General features: G+C 58.9%; 15 protein-coding genes. 8 read left to right on the forward strand and 7 right to left on the reverse strand.

All coding sequences use genetic code 11. From position 1 onward, the window contains the following. Positions 1–23: 23 nt before the first annotated feature. A complete protein-coding gene (locus tag B3075_RS01535; RefSeq protein ID WP_290488923.1) occupies positions 24–1,016 on the reverse strand; it encodes a magnesium transporter CorA family protein in 993 nt (330 codons plus the stop codon). Positions 1,017–1,185: 169 nt separating this feature from the next. Continuing rightward, positions 1,186–1,641: a 50S ribosomal protein L9 gene (gene rplI / locus B3075_RS01540; protein WP_022197022.1), complete on the reverse strand. Its 456-nt coding sequence runs from the start codon at positions 1,639–1,641 to the stop codon at positions 1,186–1,188. A 239-nt stretch (positions 1,642–1,880) separates the two neighbouring features. Between rplI and purH the strand changes: the two genes are divergently transcribed. Genes purH through acpS form a run of 3 tightly spaced genes read left to right on the forward strand, consistent with a single transcriptional unit; the run spans position 1,881 to position 4,629 of the window. Beyond that, a complete protein-coding gene (gene purH, locus B3075_RS01545; protein ID WP_094135919.1) occupies positions 1,881–3,428 on the forward strand; it encodes a bifunctional phosphoribosylaminoimidazolecarboxamide formyltransferase/IMP cyclohydrolase in 1,548 nt (515 codons plus the stop codon). A gap of 39 nt (positions 3,429–3,467) precedes the next feature. Next, positions 3,468–4,208: a pyridoxine 5'-phosphate synthase gene (locus B3075_RS01550; protein WP_290488915.1), complete on the forward strand. Its 741-nt coding sequence runs from the start codon at positions 3,468–3,470 to the stop codon at positions 4,206–4,208. Positions 4,209–4,242: 34 nt separating this feature from the next. Next, positions 4,243–4,629 (forward strand): holo-ACP synthase, encoded by a 387-nt coding sequence (acpS, locus tag B3075_RS01555; RefSeq protein WP_094135921.1) that lies wholly within the window; start codon positions 4,243–4,245, stop codon positions 4,627–4,629. Positions 4,630–4,683: 54 nt separating this feature from the next. On the opposite strand, the gene B3075_RS01560 is transcribed toward acpS, so the two are convergent. Together B3075_RS01560 and B3075_RS01565 are read right to left on the reverse strand one after the other, a co-directional pair. Continuing rightward, positions 4,684–5,433, reverse strand: a complete 750-nt coding sequence (locus B3075_RS01560) for a PEP-CTERM sorting domain-containing protein (RefSeq protein ID WP_287160834.1) — start codon at positions 5,431–5,433, stop codon at positions 4,684–4,686. 589 nt (positions 5,434–6,022) lie between these two features. Further along, entirely contained in the window at positions 6,023–7,849 is a 1,827-nt protein-coding gene (locus tag B3075_RS01565) for a phosphoenolpyruvate carboxykinase (GTP) (RefSeq protein WP_290488338.1), read from the reverse strand. Positions 7,850–8,101: 252 nt separating this feature from the next. Here B3075_RS01565 and B3075_RS01570 point away from each other — a divergent pair, with 252 nt between their 5' ends. The 3 genes from B3075_RS01570 (at position 8,102) to B3075_RS01580 (ending at position 11,465) form a co-directional block, all read left to right on the forward strand. Next, positions 8,102–8,773, forward strand: a complete 672-nt coding sequence (locus tag B3075_RS01570; protein WP_290488339.1) for a peptidoglycan recognition protein family protein — start codon at positions 8,102–8,104, stop codon at positions 8,771–8,773. A gap of 44 nt (positions 8,774–8,817) precedes the next feature. Beyond that, a complete protein-coding gene (recG, locus tag B3075_RS01575; RefSeq protein ID WP_218824874.1) occupies positions 8,818–10,884 on the forward strand; it encodes an ATP-dependent DNA helicase RecG in 2,067 nt (688 codons plus the stop codon). A 137-nt stretch (positions 10,885–11,021) separates the two neighbouring features. Next, positions 11,022–11,465: a hypothetical protein gene (locus tag B3075_RS01580; RefSeq protein WP_290488340.1), complete on the forward strand. Its 444-nt coding sequence runs from the start codon at positions 11,022–11,024 to the stop codon at positions 11,463–11,465. A gap of 86 nt (positions 11,466–11,551) precedes the next feature. On the opposite strand, the gene B3075_RS01585 is transcribed toward B3075_RS01580, so the two are convergent. The 3 genes from B3075_RS01585 to B3075_RS01595 form a co-directional block, all read right to left on the reverse strand. Continuing rightward, entirely contained in the window at positions 11,552–14,443 is a 2,892-nt protein-coding gene (locus B3075_RS01585) for a 4Fe-4S dicluster domain-containing protein (RefSeq protein ID WP_290488341.1), read from the reverse strand. A 277-nt stretch (positions 14,444–14,720) separates the two neighbouring features. Next, positions 14,721–15,425, reverse strand: coding sequence for a cytochrome c3 family protein (locus tag B3075_RS01590; protein WP_094135925.1), 705 nt, complete (start codon positions 15,423–15,425; stop codon positions 14,721–14,723). 31 nt (positions 15,426–15,456) lie between these two features. Continuing rightward, the gene (locus B3075_RS01595; protein WP_179218338.1) at positions 15,457–16,734 is read right to left on the reverse strand and encodes a Gfo/Idh/MocA family protein; all 1,278 of its coding nucleotides are present in this window, start codon (positions 16,732–16,734) and stop codon (positions 15,457–15,459) included. Here B3075_RS01595 and B3075_RS01600 point away from each other — a divergent pair. Next, positions 16,733–16,930, forward strand: a complete 198-nt coding sequence (locus tag B3075_RS01600; protein ID WP_290488342.1) for a hypothetical protein — start codon at positions 16,733–16,735, stop codon at positions 16,928–16,930. The two genes, B3075_RS01595 and B3075_RS01600, sit on opposite strands and share 2 nt — an antisense overlap. Before the next feature lie 40 nt (positions 16,931–16,970). Continuing rightward, positions 16,971–18,311, forward strand: a complete 1,341-nt coding sequence (locus B3075_RS01605) for a S6 family peptidase (RefSeq protein ID WP_290488343.1) — start codon at positions 16,971–16,973, stop codon at positions 18,309–18,311. Positions 18,312–18,326 lie beyond the last annotated feature (15 nt).

An 18,326-nucleotide genomic window follows, 5' to 3' on the forward strand; every position in this document is an offset into this window, starting at 1 on the left:
GGAGATGTTGAGGCAGGCCCCGTTCAAAGCAGGCGCCTGCTTCTGAAGTAAACCAGGGGAAGAATGATGGAAACGAGCATGACCACCAGGGAGATGTAGTAGCCGTATTCGTTTTTCAGGCCGGGCATGTGGGCGAAGTTCATGCCGTAAATGCTGGCGATCAGAGTGGGAGGCATGAAGACCACGGCCGCCACGGTGAAGATTTTAACGATTTCGTTCTGTTCGATGTTGATGAGGCCCAGAACGGCGTCCAGCATGAAGTTGACGTTGCTGGAAAGAAAGTTGGCGTATTCGGAAAGGGAGGTGACGTCACGGCTCAGAGGGCGCAGCTTGATGTACAGCGTGGAGTTGGTGTCGTCCAGAGCCTCTTCATTGCTGGCGTACGTGAGCAGGCGCAGAAGGTTGACCAGGCAGTCCCGCTGGCGGGTGAGCAGGTCGCCCACGCGGCCCAGATCCTGGAGCGTCAGGCGCAGGGCGCTGGAGACGGGCACACGCTTGCTGGATTTTCCCTCAGGTTCGTCCCGGCGGAAAATGTTTTTGGAAAGGCGGTCCAGTTCCGCGCCGAAACGTTCCAGCACGTCCGCCTGCCGGTCCACGATGGTTTCCAGAAGGCCGGTGAAAACCTGGTCCCGGCTGATTTGCTTCTGGCGCAGGAGCTGGTGGGAAAAAACGCGGAAGGAATAGGAGTCCGAATGGCGGATGGTGATGATTTTAGCCCCCATGAGGACGAAGGTGATTTCCGACAGGGAGGGGGATTCCGTATCCACCCGGCTGAGAACCGTGGTGGTCATGAAGCGCGCTCCGTCTTCCGTGTACAGACGGCTGGTGGCCTCAATCTCCCGCATCTCGTCATAGGTCGGCATTTCCAGTCCGCAGAGGCGTTCCACAAACTTGATTTCCGCCGGTTCCGGGGTAAGGAGGTCAATCCAGAAGACGGAATCCAAGTGCTGTTCCGCCGCATCCACCTGGGTGGTGCGCTCAATGCCTTCCGGGGTTTGACGATAGAGCCGGATCATGCCGTTGATTTAGGTGGGGGGATGGAACGATGCCGCGCATGAGGTCGAGTGACGCCCAACGCGGGCATGATGCCTTGTTTGTACAGGGAAGGGAAGTAAAAAGGGTGACAAAAAGAGGCCCGGTCCCCAGGATGGGAACCGGGCCTGCCGGAAAAGGGATGCGCGCCTCTTAGGCGTTTTCCTTGACGACCACCTTGAGCGTGGCTTCCACCTGGGGATGCACCTTGATGACGACTTCGTGTTCGCCTTCGCTCTTGATCGGTTTTTCGAGTTCAATAGCCCGGCGGTCCACTTCCACTCCCTGAGCGGTCAGGGCATCGTGAATGTTCTGGTTGGTGATGGCGCCGAACGCCTTGCCGCCCTGGCCCACTTCAAGGGTGAGGTCTACGGTCAGTCCGCTGATCTTGGCGGCCACTTCCTGAGCGGCGCTGAGTTCTTCCGCTTCGCGCTTGGCGCGGGCGGCCTGAAGATTGGCGATGAAACGGCGGTTGGAAGCCGTTGCTTCGTGGGCCAGACCCTTGGGAATGAGGTAGTTGCGGCCATAGCCAGCCTTAACGGTCACCAGGTCGGCTTCTGCGCCGAGCCCTTCAATTTTTGTTGCGAGAATTACTTCCATCGTTGCCATGGCTAAAAAGAAATGGTTATTTGTGAGCGGTTGAAGTAGTAAGTATTCGCCCGAATGTCAAGACAAGAGCGATAAAAAGGGCGTTTTTTTATGTTTTGGGAGGAAAAATCCACCCGGTTGTCATGATTGGTGACATTGCGCTTGCTTCACGCGGCAGTAGTATGTAGGGAAAGGAACCGCATTTATCGCGTTCCCTCCCGGAGGGGGCGCCCGCGGGTACATTACAGATATTTGATCTTATGGCTATTCAGCGCGCATTGATATCCGTTTCCGACAAGACGGGCCTGGAGGGGTTTGCCAAGGGCCTGCATGAGTTTGGAGTAGAGCTTATTTCCACTGGCGGGACCGCCGCCTTCCTGAAAGGCCTGGGCCTTCCGGTGATTGAAATTTCCGACTATACCGGAGAGCCTGAGTTGTTTGAAGGGCGCCTGAAGACGCTGCATCCCATGGTGCACGGGGGCCTGCTGCACCGCCGCGACAATGAGGAACATGTGCGCCAGGCCAAGGAAAACGGCATCAAGCCCATCGACCTGGTTTGCGTGAATCTGTATCCTTTTGAAGAAACCGTCGCCAGGCCCGGAGTCACGCTGGAGGAAGCTATTGAGAAGATAGATATCGGCGGGCCGTCCATGCTCCGTTCCGCCGCCAAGAATTACGCTTCCGTCACGGTGGTTTCGGACCCCGCGGATTACGCGCGCATTCTGGATGAAATGCAGACCCACAAGGGAGACACGACCCTGAAAACCCGTGAAAACCTGGCGGTGAAGGTGTTTATGCGCACCTCCAATTACGATAACGCCATCACGAATTATCTTGGCCACCAGAGCGCGGAAAGCACCAAGGGCAGCTTCTGCATCTGCGCTCCCCTGTATCAGGAATTGCGTTACGGGGACAACCCCCACCAGGAAGCCAGCCTGTACGGCAGCTTCGGGGACATTTTCCACCAGCTCCAGGGCAAGGAGCTTTCCTATACGAACGTGCTGGACATTGAAGGGGCCGCCGAGCTGATTACCCAGTTCCGCCGTCCGACGGTGGGCATTTTGAAGCACACGAATCCCTGCGGCGTGGGCCAGGACGATGAAGACCTGCGCAACGCATGGCAGAAGGCTTTTGAAACGGATACGCAGGCCCCCTTCGGCGGCGTGATCGTGGTCAACCGTCCGATGACGGAAGGCCTGGCCCGTGTGCTGAGCGCCATTTTCACGGATGTCATCATCGCTCCGGAGTATGATGCGGAAGCCCGCGCCATTCTCCAGAAAAAGAAAAATTGCCGCATCATCCGCATGAACACGGAAGCCTGGATGCAGGCTCGCCGCGAACCCATCATCCGTTCCGCGCCCGGCGGATTCATGACCATGAAGCGGGATACGGACGTGATGGGTCTGGACAATCTGGAGGCCAAGGTGGTGACCAAGCGCCCCCCGACCGAGGAAGAATTGACCGCCATGCGTTTCAACTGGCGCGTCGTGAAGCAGGTTCATTCCAACGCCATCGTTTTTGGCGGCACGGACCGCACGCTTGGCATCGGCGCCGGGCAGATGAGCCGTGTGGATTCCGCCCGCATTGCCGTCTGGAAGGCCGGACAGGCCGGACTGGATCTGAAGGGCAGCGTTGTAGCGTCTGACGCCATGTTCCCGTTTGCGGACGGCCTCCAGGTCGCCATTGACGCCGGAGCCACCGCCTGCATCCAGCCAGGAGGCTCCATTCGCGACGAGGAAGTGATTGCCGCCGCTGACGCCGCGGGAATCGCCATGGTATTTACGGGACACCGGCATTTCCTCCATTAATTTGAATGTTCGTCCCCGTCCCTTTGTCTTAAAACCGATATGCTGCTAGGTGTAAATATAGACCACATCGCCACATTGAGGCAGGCCCGCTATGCGACCATGCTGGATTCCTTCAATGTGGAGCCGAGTGTTTTGGATGCCGCTTATGCGGCGCAAAGGGGCGGGGCGGATTCCATCACCCTCCATGTCCGGGGCGACCGCCGCCACATGCAGGATGCGGATGCCCTGAGCGTCCGGGAGAGCGTGGCTCTTCCCCTGAACCTGGAAATGGGAAATACCCCGGAAATGGTGGATTTTGCCTTGCGGCTGAAACCGGACTATATCTGCATGGTTCCGGAGAAACGCGAGGAAATCACTACGGAAGGCGGCCTGGACGCCGTTTTTCATGAGAAGGAACTGGCTCCGACCATGGCAAGAATGGCCGACAACGGTATACAGGTGAGCCTGTTCATTGACCCGGAAGCGGCTCAGGTGGAGGCTGCCGCCCGTCTGGGCGCCCCCATGATTGAGCTGCATACCGGATGTTTTGCCAACCATTCCGGCAAGGAGCGCGCTGCGGAACTGGCCCGTCTGAAACGCGCTGCGGAACTGGCCCATTCCCTGGGCATCCAGGTGAATGCGGGCCATGGCATCAATTACCAGAATCTGGAACCGTTGCTGGCTGGCGTCCCTTACCTGCATGAGCTGAACATCGGCCATACGATTGTATCCCGCGCTCTTTTTGTGGGGATGGAACAGGCCGTGAGGGAAATGCGCCAGGCGATCGACCGCCTGAACTGATTTTTCCGTTTCAATTAATTCCGATTGCCGGAATATGAGCCGCATTGCAGGATTGGGAATGGATTTGGCGGATCTGGAACGCGTACGCCAGGCCCTGCAGAAAAACGGGGAGGCGTTTGCGTTGCGTATCTGCACCCCGGATGAGTGGGCTTATTGCCGGAAACACGCGGACCCCGTCCCGCGCCTGGCGGCCCGCTTTGCGGCCAAGGAGGCCGTGGCGAAAGCCCTGGGAACGGGGATTGGGGCGAAGTGCGCTTTTACGGATGTGGAAGTGGTGCGCAATGATGCGGGGGCCCCTTCCATTCTTCTGCACGGGGCTGCGGGCGTAACCGCCCGGGAGCTGGGCATTACGGGCTGGCTTCTGACCATGACCCATTCCGGTTTGAGCGCCGCCGCCGCCGTTATTGCTTTGGCGCAATAAAAAAGCCGTTCCTTTGGAAGAAAGGAACGGCCGGTATAAAAGAGGAAGAGGAAATTATTTTCTCCTTCTGCGGGCGGCAAATCCCATGAACGCGAGCAGGGACAATGCCGCTGCGGAGGGTTCCGGAACAGCGGCATAAGAAACGGAGAGCGAACTCAGTTTCGTGCCGTTCAGGCCGTCATTATTCCAACCGGGGGCGCGGTGTCCAATGCTGTACATCTCATTTTGAGTGTCTCCTCCGTCAAGGTTTCCGGTATACCAGTTGATGTCGCTGATGGAAGCGGTGGCTGTGCTGGTGGCGGCGCCGTCATCAAGAGTGACGGTTACGTCATGACCCAGGATGTCAACGGTTACCTTCGTCCACGTGTTTGCCGTCAGTCCGGCTCCCGGGATTGCTCCTGCGGCGGAAAGATTGCCGTTGGAGTTGATGGAAATGGCCCCGTTGCTGAGCCCCAGGCTGAAGCCGTTCCCGCTGCGGGCAACGTGAATGATATTCTCAAGGGAATTGTTGCCTCCCCATGAGATGTCCATGGTGATGCTCATGGTCCCCTCCCCGGAAAGGGCTCCGTTCAGCATTTCCCGGAATACATTTGTACCGCGTTCGTCAAAGGTGGAGCCGGTAAGCACCAACCCTTTCTCTGGATCCTGGGAGGTCGTGAAATTGCCTGTAGCAGTTCCCCCCATGACGGGAGCTGCGGAGGAAAAATCCCATGTATAGGTTGTCTCCGCTGCCTGTGCCGCACCACAGAGAAACAGTCCTGTTCCCAAGGCAAACAACTTTTTAATAAATGGATTGATCATCATCAAAGTAATGGATAAATGCAAAAATATTTAACGGATTTCAAATCCGTCGCATTTTTATCCTGCCTTGTTCATTGATAGATAGTTTTTTGAAAACATTTCACCATACAATTTTCTGTATTCTCATTTATTCGATTGTCTTCTTTGATGAAGAAGATGAAAAAATTATGAACTTTACCCTTGCAAAACGGATTTGAAATCCGTTGCCGGAGAACAGAAGAGGCCTTCCTTATTGAGTGGGCCGCCTTTATGTCAGGAGGGAGGCTGTAAATGGGGGAGTTTTTAAGAAAAGCTCTTGATGAGGATCTGGCGCTGTCCTTTCAGTCTGCCCGGGAGCTTGTTGCCCGCTTTGTCGAACAGTTCGGTTTGGCTTTCCAGTTCGGCGCGGGTCGGGGAGACGCCCGGAACGGTCTTCTGGCCTTGCCGGAAGCCGTTACAATGCGGAACAGGAAGCCAAAGTGCAGAAGTAATCCCGCGAGTAATGATGGAAGGAGTTTAATTCTCAGGAAAGTCTCTTTTCAGAATAACAAGACACCGCCCTGTTACCAGGGCGGTGTCCGGGTATTAAGAGATTTCTCTTAAATGAGGTTCTTTAGGAGAAGCTCTTGATGAGGATCTGGCGCTGTTCTTCCAGTTCGGCCGGGAGCTTCTTGCCCACCTTATCGAACAGTTCGGTCTGGCTTTCCAGTTCCGCCTGCCATTCGCTCGGGTTGAGAGCCATGTTGGCGTTGAACTGCTCTTCGCTGTAGTCGAGGCCCGTCTTATCCAGTTCGGCATAGGTCGGGGAGACGCCCAGCACGGTCTTCTGGCCTTCAGCCTTGCCCTTGGCGCGGCGCAGAATCCAGTCGAGAACGCGCATGTTGTCGCCGTAGCCCGGCCAGATGAAGTTGCCGTCCTTGTCCTTGCGGAACCAGTTCACGTTGAAGATCAGCGGAGGATTGGCAACGGTCTTGCCCATGTCCAGCCAGTGCTGCCAGTAGTCGCCCACATGGTAGCCGATGAAGGGAAGCATGGCCATCGGGTCGCGGCGAACCTGACCGATGTTGCCGAAGGCGGCGGCGGTCATTTCGGAACCCATCGTCGCGCCGACGTAAACGCCGTGCGTCCAGTCGCGGGACTGGAAGACAAGGGGCATGGTGGTGGCGCGGCGGCCGCCGAACAGGATTGCGGAGAGGGAAACGCCTTCCGGGTTCTGCCATTCGGGGTCGATCGTCGGGCACTGGGAGGCGGGGGCGGTGAAGCGGGCGTTCGGATGAGCGCACTTGCGTCCGCAGTCCGGGGTCCAGTCATTGCCCTGCCAGTCAATGGCGTGGGCGGGAGCGGGGCCGTCCATGCCTTCCCACCAGACGTCGCCGTCGTCGGTCAGGCCGACGTTGGTGAAGATGACGTTTTTCCTGATGGTGTCCATGGCGATCGGGTTCGTCTTGTAGGACGTGCCGGGAGCCACGCCGAAGTAGCCGTTTTCCGGGTTGATGGCATGGAAGGTTCCGTCTTCATGGGGCCAGATCCAGGCGATGTCGTCACCGATGATGGAGGTTTTCCAGCCGGCTTCCCGGTAGGAGGCGGGGGGAACGAGCATGGCCAGGTTGGTCTTGCCGCAGGCGGACGGGAATGCGCCGCCGACGTAGGCCTTGGTGCCGTCCGGGGATTCGATGCCCAGAAGGAGCATGTGTTCGGCCATCCACTTGTTCTTGCGGGCGATGGCGGAGGCGATGCGCAGGGCCAGGCACTTTTTGCCGAGCAGGGCGTTGCCGCCGTAACCGGAACCGAAGGACCAGATTTCTTCCGTTTCCGGGAAGTGGCAGATGTATTTTTCTTCGTTGCAGGGCCACGGCACGTCCACCTGGCCGTCTGCAAGCGGGGCGCCCACGGTGTGGAGGCAGGGAACGAACGTTCCGTAACCGTCACGCTTCGGATTGCCGCCGCCCTTGACTTCGTCTTCCAGGCGCTTGAGAACCTGTTCGCCCATCTTGGTCATGATGCGCATGTTGGTCACGACATAGGGAGAGTCCGTGATTTCAATGCCGATCTTGGCCAGAGGGGAGTCCAGGGGACCCATGCAGAAGGGAATCACGTACATGGTACGGCCCTTCATGCAGCCATTGAAGAGGCCCTTCAGTTTGGCCTTCATTTCAACGGGATCGGCCCAGTGGTTGGTCGGGCCGGCGTCTTCTTCCTTCTCGCTGCAGATGAACGTGCGGTCTTCCACACGGGCCACATCGGAGGGGGTGGAACGGGCGAGGAAGCATCCGGGGCGCTTCTCGGGGTTCAGTTTGATAAAGGTGCCCTTTTCTACCATCATGTTGCAAAGCTCGTCATTTTCTTCCTGAGAGCCGTTGCACCAGTAGATGGAGTCGGGTTGGCAAAGCTGGGCGATTTCTTCGACCCACTTCTTAGCTGCTTCGTGAGTGGTACTCATGGTGCAGACAGTGTACGCGCGGAAATAGCCGTTGGCAAGTCTCCCGTGCGGCTTTTTGTGGGGCGGTTTTGTTTCTTCGGGCATGGAAACCGCATGCGGGGGAAGGCGTTGCCCTGATTGCCGGACGGCCGTGCGCGGGGGCTCCTTCAGGCCCGCCCTTTTTCCTGGCGCCGTGTTCCGGAAAGAGTGAAAAAGACTGTTTTGACTGGAAATCTGCTTGCCAGCTCGCCCGCGATAGTCTAGGGAAGAATCATGAATGTTAGAATGTTGTCGGCAAATGTGGCGTTTCTGATGCTGTCGGTTCTGCTGGCGGCGTGTTCGGACGCCCCGCGCCCGCCTGCCGTCAGCTTCAGGATTCAGAATGCGCCTCCCGTGCCGCGCACCATGTCCCAGATGTCCAGAGAGGTGCATATCAGCCGCGATTTCATGTCCCCGCGCTCCCGTGCGCGCCGTGCCGCCCATTCCATGCATCCGCGGTTTATCACGATTCACAGCACCGCTAATCCCAAGGGTGACGCCGCGGCGCATGCCCGGGCGTTGAAAAGGGGGGCCATGGGGTCCCTGAACTGGCATTTTACGGTGGACCAGTACCATGCCGTCCAGCATATTCCGCTGAATGAGACGGGACGCCATGCGGACCGGGGCGGCCCCGGAGACATGTATTCCATCGGCATTGAGATGGGGGAGGTAAGGAGCCACAACCCCATCGTTACCTGGAACCGCTCCGCCAAGCTGACGGCAGTGCTGATGAAACAGTACCATATTCCGCTCCGCAATGTGGTTCCCCATTATTACTGGACGGGCAAAAACTGTCCGGCCCCGCTGCTGACCAACGGCCGCCCGGGGCATAAATGGAGCTGGTTCATTTCCCGCGTGGACTATTACAGGCGCTGTCTGGAGACGCGTCCCGCCGCGGCGCTCTGACGGAGGCGCGCGATGGAATTGAGGTGGGGTATGTTTTTGGATTCATGGCTGGAGAATTGCTGTTAACGACTCCTCTGGAGGAATGCGTTTTTATCCGCCCCAGAGAGTTGGCGGCCATGCAGGCGGCGGGAATGGCTTCCGTACGGGATTTGCTGTTCATGCTTCCGCGCAGGTATGAGGACCGCCGCATGTTTGACCGCTATGATTCCCTGTCTTCCGGCGTTCCCGTCTGTTTGAGAGGGAGGGTGGTGGATGTGGGCTGGAAAGGCTGGGGCGGCCGGGGCGGCAAGAGCCGGGGGCGGTATGTGGAAGCTGTGCTGGCGGATGAGCAGTCTTTGGGGCAGGCCCGTTTTTCCTGCCTGTGGTTCAGCATGCCGGGCGTAGCCAGGATGTTGTGCGCCGGGCAGGAGATGATTGTGTACGGGCGCATGAAACCGTATGGGAAAAAGCTCAGCATGGTTCATCCGGATTTTGAAATAATCCGGGAGGGGGATGAGCAGTCCATTCATCTGAACCGCATTGTTCCCGTGTATGGCGGCCGCATGGGGATTGCCGTCCGCAGGCTGCGGGAAATCGTGTGGGAGACGCTGTCCGGGCTTTCCCCGGTTCCGGAACCGGAGGTGTACGAGTTTGTGCCGGACGTTCCGTGCAAAACGGCGTTGAGGGATCTTCATTTCCCGGAGACCGCAGAGGCTCGGGACCGGGCCAGGCGCCGTTTTGCGCTGGAGGAATGCCTGGCTCAGCAGCTGAATGTGGCTTACAGGAGAAGGCGGGCGGATGAAGTGCCCGGCATGCGGACCGCAGGCTCCTGCCATTTGGTGAAGGATTTGGCGGATTCCCTGCCGTTTGAGCTGACGGAGGCCCAGAAGCGCTGCGTGAGGGAGATTTACCGGGATATGAAAGCCCCCCGTTCCATGAACCGCCTGCTCCAGGGGGATGTGGGGTCCGGGAAGACGCTGGTGGCTCTTTGCGCCATGCTGCTGGCTGTGGAGCACGGTTATTCCGCCGTGATGATGGCTCCCACGCAAATTCTGGCGGAACAGCATTATTTGAAGTTCCGGCAGATGCTGGACAGGCTGGATGTGCCCGTTTCCCTGGTGACGGCGGACAGGAAGGAGGAATCCCATGTGTCGTTCGGCAAGCAGGGGGGGATTGTGGTCGGCACGCATGCCCTGCTGTACGGGAAAAATGTGCCGGAGCGCGTGGGGCTGGTCGTGATTGACGAACAGCACAAATTCGGCGTGAACCAGCGGGAGAAGCTGATTGGCCGGGAAGAGCGCCCCGACGTGCTGGTGATGACCGCTACCCCCATACCCCGCACGCTGACGCTGACTTTTTACGGGGAGCTTGACGTTTCCATCCTGGACGGCGTGCCCGGAGGGCGCGGGGCCGTCGTGACGGCCATCCGTACGGAAAAGGATAAGGAAAAAGTGCTGGCATTCGTTCGGAACCAGCTGGAGGAAGGGAGGCAGATTTACGTGGTTTCCCCCCTGATTGACGGGGAGGATTCCCGGAAGGGGAAAGCCGTGACGAAGGAATGGGACGAGTGGAAGGCGCTGCTGCCTCATGTGGATGTGGGGCTGCTGCACGGCAGGATGTCTTCAGAGGAAAAGGAGGCGGTGATGAAGGACTTCCGCGCCAACCGCGTCAGCGTGCTGGTGTCCACCACGGTGGTGGAGGTGGGGGTGGATGTTCCTAATGCCACGGTGATGATTATCAACAACGCGGAAAGCTTCGGGCTTTCCCAGCTTCATCAGCTCCGGGGGCGCATCGGCCGCGGTTCGCACAAGTCCTACTGCATTTTGATGACGGCCGCCCGTCCGGAGGATGAGCAATGGGAGAAGCTGCGTATCGTGGAGACTACGGCGAACGGGTTTGACCTGGCGGAACAGGATTTGAGGCTCCGCGGCCCAGGAGACGTGCTGGGCACGTCCCAGAGCGGCCTGAAGGGCGTGCGCTTTGAGGAATGGCTGCTGGACGCGCGCCTGATCCACCGCGGCCGGCAGCTGGCGGAGGCTATTCTGGCGGAAGATCCCAATCTGGAATCCGCCAAATACCGCCCTCTCCGTTTTCTGCTGGAAAACGGGGCGGAGAGGCGTGTGGCCGGTTAAGATTATTTTTCTGCCGTTTGCTGACGGTCAGCCTGTAAGGGGCGCATGACAGATAAGAGGGCAACGGTTTGCCTGCCGGAATGCGTCTAAAGAGGCAAAGAAGATGTTTCTTCTTCAACCCGAACACCGATAAAACAATGATTCAAACGTATCAAGTACTCCCTGTGGTGGCTATCGTATGTTCCGCCTCCGCCATTGCCCAGAACGCTGCCGATCCCGTGCAGATGGTCAAACAGAATATCGACCTGATTTCGTCCGCCAACAAGGTTTTGGACGACGTCAAGGACAACGCCGCTGTCGAAATCGCCATCAAGCAGCTCAATGCGTTGACCCAGCAGGCCAAGCAGCTGGACAAGTCCATGGAAAAGATGAAACTTACTTCCGAGCAGGCTATCCGCATCACCAAATTGAACGGAGATGCCCAGGACACCATCGTGGACATGCTGGAAAATTGCGAACGCATTCAAAAGGATAAGTTGATGACGCCGGCCCTGCTCAAGGCGGTAAATGATTTTGCCGACGCCGCCAACATCGACGTGGTGGAAACGATTACGACCGTGGAGCAAATTGTGGAAGATTAAGTGACCAGCTTATCAAAAAACCTTTGACTGGTAAGGCCGCCTCCCGAAGAAGGCGGCCTTATTCTTTAATAAAAGGCTGTTGTTCATCAATCTCCGGGCAGGGCATGTAATTTCTCCATGGCCGGGTTGGGGTTTCCTGCCGGAATCAGGTAGCCCGTGCCGGGAGACGTGCCCAGGCGGGAGAGAAGGTCCTGGTGGCGCGGCAGGGACTTGGCGCGGAAAACGGCTGCGGCGGGGTCCAGCGCATTGCCGAAGGTGATGGCTCCCATCGGGCATGCGAGCTGGCAGGCCGTTTGAGCCGTCCCGTCCGGAAGCCGCATGTCTTGAGCCGTCACATGAATGGAGGTGGACGGCTGGTCCGGATGCTCCTTCATCAAGCGGGTTTTGTGCCTGATTTTGGCGCGTTCCACCATCTGGACGCAGTAGGTGCATTTTTCCATGACGCCGCGGGAGCGGACGGTGACATTGGGATTGCGCTGAAGGCGCGTGGCCCGTTCCGATGCTTTGGCGTAATCAAAGAAATTGAAGCGCCGCGCCTTGTACGGGCAGTTGGTTGCGCAGTACCGGGTGCCCCAGCACCGGGCGTACACCATGGCGTTCAGGCCCTCCGTAGTATGGACGGTGGCATTGACGGGGCATACGGATTCGCATGGGGCGCTGCCGCATTGCTGGCAGGCCACGGGGATGGCGGTGAGCGTCCCTTCCTCCGTGAAATACCTGTCAATGCGTATCCAGTCCAGGGCGCGGCCCCTGGCCATCTGGTCACGGCCCACCACGGGAATGTTATTTTCCGCGCGGCATGCAATCATGCAGGCGTTGCAGCCGATGCAGCGGGACGTGTCAATGGCCATTTTCCACTGGTAAACGGCATCCGCGCCGGGAGGGGGAGAGGAGGAGCGGGCCGGGCCGGGATGCCGGGAGAAAGGGGCAGGCTGCATAACGGGGCTTTGAACGGCCTCCGTACGCTCCGGAAGGGGGGCCAGAGCAATCTGTGCCGGGGCAATGCCGGGTGCCGCCGTTTCTTCCATTTGTCTGCGGAACTCATATCCGGCGGAATTTTCCTGCTTTTCCGCTACGTGGTTGATGCCGCCGTAACCCAGAGGAAGAACAATGAGATGATCCGCCACTCCCGGAACGGGACACAGGATGACTTCCATTTGCGTGGAGGGGGCGGCGAGCGTGCAGCGCATGGGCCCGGAATCCGACCCTCCCAGCCGCAGAAAGGTGGCGGGGGAGACCTGTGCGGACGCCGCCCAGCTGACGCCCGTTACGGGGTCCGGGCATTCCTGCATCCAGGCGTTGCGTTTCCAGCGCCCGTCCCCAACGGAATAGTCCGGGCAGAATTGCAGTTCCAGCATCCCGTTTTCCAGTTTTTTCCCGCGGCCTCCGAGAGATGCTGCGGGCGTTTGTTCCATGGCGGTTCCAAGAGCCGTTTCTTCCTGCGGGGACAGGGGGGCATAGGCCGTTTCTTCCGAATAACCGCGCTGGAGCGCCCGGGCCCAGGCCGCCGCTTTATTTTCCGGATTCACGGCCCGTTCAAAGCATTTGCGTGCTCTGTGGTAAACGGGGGAGAGGCGGGCGGGGGAATTGTCCGCTGTGGTGAGCTGGCCTTTGGTGGAAAGCAGGCCGGAGAGCACTTCTTCCGGAGAAACGCCCCCGTACAGGGGAAGTATGACCGGCTGGCGGTAGCAGAATCTGCCCCGGCAGTCCCGCTCCACTCCCCATGATTCCAGAAAGTGGGCCGCCGGCAGATGCCAGCGGCAGACGCGGGAGGTCTCATCTTCATACATTCCAAGGTGGATGCTTTCCACCCCGTTCAGGGCTTCCGACAGGCCGGAACTGCGCCCGGAATCCAGCACGGGATTTCCCGCGTCCAGCAAGAAGACGATTTCCGCCTTTTTCTCCCTGATGTCCCGAATGAGATCCTCCAGCGTCCCATAAGGAGCCGGCCGCGGAGCCTTGAATAATTGGATGGATGTTCCCAGGGAGCCGAGAAGACGGTTGATCTTCCAGACAAGGCCGGACAGTTCCGGATGATTGTCCCCCAGAAGAACCACGCTTTCTCCGGGGTGGCCGGATAAGTCATCCGCGCAGCAGCGGAGCCAGGCGAGTTCCCTTTCCGTCAGGGAACAGTCCGTTTCCGGGAGGGAAGGCGGTTGGACGGAGTTTTTTTTGCCGGAAAGATAGCGGAACAGTTCCTCCAGGAAAAACGCCAGGCGCGCGGGGGAAACGGGCAGCCTGTGGTCGGCATGGGCCCCGGTCAGGGAAACGCGGCCCTCTACGGCGTAAAGGCGTGTACGGTTTGGGTTCTCTTCTTTGTAATGAAGCCCTTCCGGGGAGCGGGACGCAATGAAGTCGCGCGTATTTCCATAGGGGTTTTGATGAAGAAAATCGCAATCCAGGGAGAGGATGCGCCTGGCGCGCGCAAAACGCACGCGGAATCGTACTTCTTCCGGCAGCCCTGCCTGCATGCCGGAACCCGGTTCGGGCACAGGGGAATGCCGGTAGATGCGCACGAGCGGGTTTTTCCGGGTTATTTCCTCCAGCAGGGAATGGAGCAGAGGGGAATTCGAGGGGGGGAGGAGAAGGCCGACGCTGCCCCCGTTCCGAAGATTGCGGGACCAGGAAGAAAAGGCTCCCCGGAATTCGTCTTCGGAGGCCGGCTTGCCGTTGAACAGGATATGCTTGCTGCGGCCGGGGTCGTAAAGGTCCAGAATGGAGGCCTGGGCCGCGGCCGGCAGCCCCGGACCTTCCGGGTATTGCAGGGAGGGAATCAATTTGACGGGGCGCCCTTCATAACAGGCGGCCAGTACGGGCTGCGCGTTTCCGCCCATGGCCAGGCAGGTGGCGTAAGCCGTTTCCACGCCGGGAACGGACCATTCCGGCCCTTCATTGTAGGGCACCAGGTATTTTTCCACACGGCGGCAGGCCGGAAGCCCTATCCCCGCCAGGGCCGCTCCCGCGCCCATCCATTTCATGAAGGAACGCCGCGTTATTCCCCGCTCTTCTTCGGGAAGAAAAGCGGGGTGATTCCGGGGAATTTCATTCTGGGAAAATGGCGGGGGGGAAGTCAAACCGGGCAGTGATGGGGATTGATGAAACAGGAATGGCTTTTTTTAGGAAATCCGGAGAGTGAAATCAAGCGGTGATTGACGGCGGTTGTTGTCTCCGGGCCAATCACGGATCGGCAGGGAACGGGAGGCGTTGATGACGCCGTATCCGGGAATGCCGCGGATGTCAAACAGGCCAGGGGGGTTAGTGATGGCATGCGGTGCAATCCGTCTTCGGCTGAATGGTCCATTGGCGTTTCAGGAAATTTCCCAGTTGAAGCGGGGTCTGGATGCGTTTTCCTTCTTCATCCCGGATGGAATGCGTGCGGAGGTAATCTGCGGCGGAATAATGGGAACTGGCCGTTTCCTCCAGCGGGCGCAGATGGGGCGCCGGATCACGGTGGCAGTCCAGGCACCATGGCATGCGGGCGTCGCGCGGAGCCCTGATGCGTTCCATGCCCGCCACGTCCCCATGGCAGGAAGTGCAGCCGATGCCCCGGTTCAGGTGGGCCATGTGGTTAAAATAGGCGTGACCGGACAGGCGGTTGACCATCACCCAGCGGACCGGTTCCCCTGTGTAGCCGGGATATTGCGGGTCCGCCGCCTCCCTCAGGGGGGCGATGAGAGGGCTGTCCGGAAGAATATGCTGGTGGCAGCCCAGGCAGGACTTCGTGTCCGGAATGCCGGCCCTGGGTGACCGCTGTGCGGCGCTATGGCAAGCCGTGCAGCCCATGTTCAGGTCTCCGGCATGGAGTTTGTGGGAAAAACGGACGGGCTGCACGGGTTCATACTCCGGAATGCAGAAATGAACGTAATAGATTCCCCCCAGCGCGAACGCGGCAGCGAGCGCCGTCAGGGCGGCAATCCCGTAAAAGCGCCTGTTGGTGTTGGGTGGAAAGATGTTGGCCATGAAGCGTAGGGAGAAAGGGCTGGCGCCTCCGTCAGGCCGTTCTGCCCGGGCGCGGGATGCGGGCGGGGGGCAGGGGCGTATCCATCGTCAGGTCTTCGGGCGCCAGCCGCGTGGAGCTCTTCTTAATCTGTTCCCAGGTAATGCGCCGGCCCGTATGGGCCGCTTCACGCCCCATAATGGCGGCCAGGGTCTTATTGGCCGCGCTTTCCAGCGTCTGGGTCCAGACGCCGGAGCGCAGGAAACGGTAAAAGGCCACGTGCGTGTCTGCGTACATATTGCCGCGCTCCCCGCGGAAACGCCAGCGGTTATCCGCCTGGATGCAGGGGCGGTAGGGGGTGACCAGCGTTCCTTTTTCGCAAATGGTGCGGTCCGCGATTTCCCCGTGGCAGCCAACCCACTGTCTGCATGAAATGTGGGCCGTTACGTTATGGTCGTACTCAAAATAAACGTCGTAATGATCCCATACGTCGCCGTCATCCCGGCGCTGGGCGCGTCCTCCGGAGCCGAAAGCCGCCAGAGGGAGCTGCTCGTCCATGGACCACACCATGCCGTCAATCGTATGGACGATCTGTTCCACAAACTGGCCTCCGCTCAGCCAGTTCCATGCGGTCCAGTTGCGTAGCGCCCATGCCACGTCCGTATCGGAGGCAGGCCGGGAATCCAGGGCCAGCGGAGACTTGGGGGGAGTGGTGTAATATAACCCGTCAAAGGAAAGCACGCGGCCCAGCAGCCCGGAGGAAAGCTTGCGGTGGGCTTCTTCATTCGCTTTGTCGTAGCGCCAGCAGAAGCCGTCCAGAATCACCAGGTTTTTGAGTTTTGCCAGACGTGCGGATTCCAGCACGGAAAGCACGCCGGGAACGTCCACCGCCACGGGTTTTTCCGCATAAATGTGTTTGTCGGCGTCAATGGCCGCCGCCAGGTGTTCCGGGCGGAAAGCGGGAGGGGTGCAGAGCAGCGCCACGTCAATATCCGTTTGAAGCAGTTTCTTGTAACCGTCCAGACCGCTGAACAGGCGGCTCTTGTCCAGCCGGACGCGGCCGCCGTACTGTTCCGTCAGCAGGTTGGCGCCGAAATCGAGCCGTTCCTGGAACACGTCCGCCAGCGCCCAGACCACGGTTCCGGGGTCGGCGTCCAGCGCGTTCTTCATGGCGCCCAGGCCGCGGCCTCCGCACCCTACCAGGCCCACCTTGAGCGGTTTGGCGTCCGCCGGGGCTTCCACGGCGTTCAGGCAGGGCATGGCGGCCAGAAACCCGGCCGTTCCCGCGGCGGTTTTCAGAAAATCTCGTCTGTTCCAGATAGAAGAACCCATGATGGATAAAACAGTATACGAAGGCGGGAGCCGGAATGAAACGACGTATTCGCGTGGTGACGCAAAAAGATGCCGGCAGGGAAGATGTTTTCTCCCCGGATTGCGGAGGCTGGGAAACGGGGCGCAGTTGAATATTTTATCTGTTTTTGTTGGAAAAATGCTCTTGAAAAATAACTTCATGAGCGTATTTTTTTAAACGTATTTCAACTTTGCTTTGTCCCTAACGCGAAAATTGTATGAAAGTACGCTTACCTCTGCAACTGTTCCGTCGGCTTATTCGCATTCTTTCCGTTCCGTGTTTTACGCTTGGGTCCGTTTCCATGGGCGGCATCATGCACCAGGACGCTTCTTTCCAGACTTATACGGATTTCGGCCAGAATATGGGGCGTTACTCCACAGGAGCCACCAACGCGCTGCTTCAACATCTTCATGCTGACGGGGTGATTATTTCCTACACGGGCGGCCAGGCGGACCAGAAGCTGGCCCATGAAATGATCAGCTTTGAAAGCCAGACGGACAAGGGGAACGCCGCCGCCGTGGGTTATAATTTCATCGCCACCGTATGGCATAACCCCACCAACATGCTTGATACGGTGGGGCTTAATAGCAATGTGACTTTTTCCGCGAATGACATAGGAGCTTCCTACGCCATCCGCTACCAGACGATAGAGCTGGATTCCAGAACCCGCGACAAGAGCGGAAAATTTGAGACGGGCAGCGCCGCCACGGATTACAAGGCGGGGCGCCTGAGCAAAATCATCACGGATGTTTCCCCTGCCGCCATTTACAGCGGCGATATTTCCGGCAGCGCGCTGGTTGGCCAGCAGGTTTACCGCAGCGGCTCCGGCACGATGGGGGTTTATAACCATTCCATGCAGCAAACGGGTTTGACCGCCGGCTACAGGTATATTACCGGCGGCGTGGAAACGCTTACCGGGGAAACCCATTATAACGCGGATGCTTTCCGCACATCGGTTTCAGATAGCAATTTCAGCGCGTCCGGCATTACTGCGGCCAAGCCTCTGCCCTTTGTCTCTCTGGGCGGGGACTCTGGAAGTCCCGCCTATATCTGGAATGAGGAGACGAACCAGTATGAGTTCCTGGCCTGTTTGCAATCCGGTGATTCCTTCCGTTTTTCCCAGTTTAACGGCAATTGCGCGTGGACCAGCAAGATAGTCGATAACTACAATGTGGCCGTGGACTGCGGGAGCGCCCTGGGCGGCGCGGACCACACCGTTTACGTCAATGCCGTGACGAGGGACGGGGGAGAGGTCATTCAGGGTAACACCGCTTCCACCAGGCCGTGGCACGGGAGCGTGACTGACGCCGCCGGCAATGAGCTGGCGGACTTCATCGGCCTGCGTTCCGGGTCCAATACATGGAAAAGCCTGAACAACGTCATGAACAGCAACAACTGGTACGCTTACGGGGACGGATACCTGAACGCCGGTATACCGGACCTGTTCGTGACCCAGGACCTGGTGTTCACCGCTTCAGGGGATGAAGTCCAGCGTGTTGTGCTGAATGGAAATGTGGACCAGGGGGTAGGCTATACGCGCATGGAGGAAGACGGGTGAAGGCAACCTGTTCAT

It is taken from the genome of Akkermansia sp. UBA7090, from assembly GCF_002493465.1.
GTDB lineage: Bacteria > Verrucomicrobiota > Verrucomicrobiia > Verrucomicrobiales > Akkermansiaceae > Akkermansia > Akkermansia muciniphila_A.

What these genes read in the sequence shown, in the direction of transcription:
- B3075_RS01535 (WP_290488923.1), bottom strand. Translation starts at nt 1,016, where the DNA reads ATGATCCGGCTCTATCGTCAAACCCCGGAAGGCATTGAGCGCACCACC.
- rplI (WP_022197022.1), bottom strand. Translation starts at nt 1,641, where the DNA reads ATGGCAACGATGGAAGTAATTCTCGCAACAAAAATTGAAGGGCTCGGC.
- purH (WP_094135919.1), top strand. Translation starts at nt 1,881, where the DNA reads ATGGCTATTCAGCGCGCATTGATATCCGTTTCCGACAAGACGGGCCTG.
- B3075_RS01550 (WP_290488915.1), top strand. Translation starts at nt 3,468, where the DNA reads ATGCTGCTAGGTGTAAATATAGACCACATCGCCACATTGAGGCAGGCC.
- acpS (WP_094135921.1), top strand. Translation starts at nt 4,243, where the DNA reads ATGAGCCGCATTGCAGGATTGGGAATGGATTTGGCGGATCTGGAACGC.
- B3075_RS01560 (WP_287160834.1), bottom strand. Translation starts at nt 5,433, where the DNA reads ATGATGATCAATCCATTTATTAAAAAGTTGTTTGCCTTGGGAACAGGA.
- B3075_RS01565 (WP_290488338.1), bottom strand. Translation starts at nt 7,849, where the DNA reads ATGAGTACCACTCACGAAGCAGCTAAGAAGTGGGTCGAAGAAATCGCC.
- B3075_RS01570 (WP_290488339.1), top strand. Translation starts at nt 8,102, where the DNA reads ATGAATGTTAGAATGTTGTCGGCAAATGTGGCGTTTCTGATGCTGTCG.
- recG (WP_218824874.1), top strand. Translation starts at nt 8,818, where the DNA reads ATGGCTGGAGAATTGCTGTTAACGACTCCTCTGGAGGAATGCGTTTTT.
- B3075_RS01580 (WP_290488340.1), top strand. Translation starts at nt 11,022, where the DNA reads ATGATTCAAACGTATCAAGTACTCCCTGTGGTGGCTATCGTATGTTCC.
- B3075_RS01585 (WP_290488341.1), bottom strand. Translation starts at nt 14,443, where the DNA reads ATGAAATGGATGGGCGCGGGAGCGGCCCTGGCGGGGATAGGGCTTCCG.
- B3075_RS01590 (WP_094135925.1), bottom strand. Translation starts at nt 15,425, where the DNA reads ATGGCCAACATCTTTCCACCCAACACCAACAGGCGCTTTTACGGGATT.
- B3075_RS01600 (WP_290488342.1), top strand. Translation starts at nt 16,733, where the DNA reads ATGATGGATAAAACAGTATACGAAGGCGGGAGCCGGAATGAAACGACG.
- B3075_RS01595 (WP_179218338.1), bottom strand. Translation starts at nt 16,734, where the DNA reads ATGGGTTCTTCTATCTGGAACAGACGAGATTTTCTGAAAACCGCCGCG.
- B3075_RS01605 (WP_290488343.1), top strand. Translation starts at nt 16,971, where the DNA reads ATGAAAGTACGCTTACCTCTGCAACTGTTCCGTCGGCTTATTCGCATT.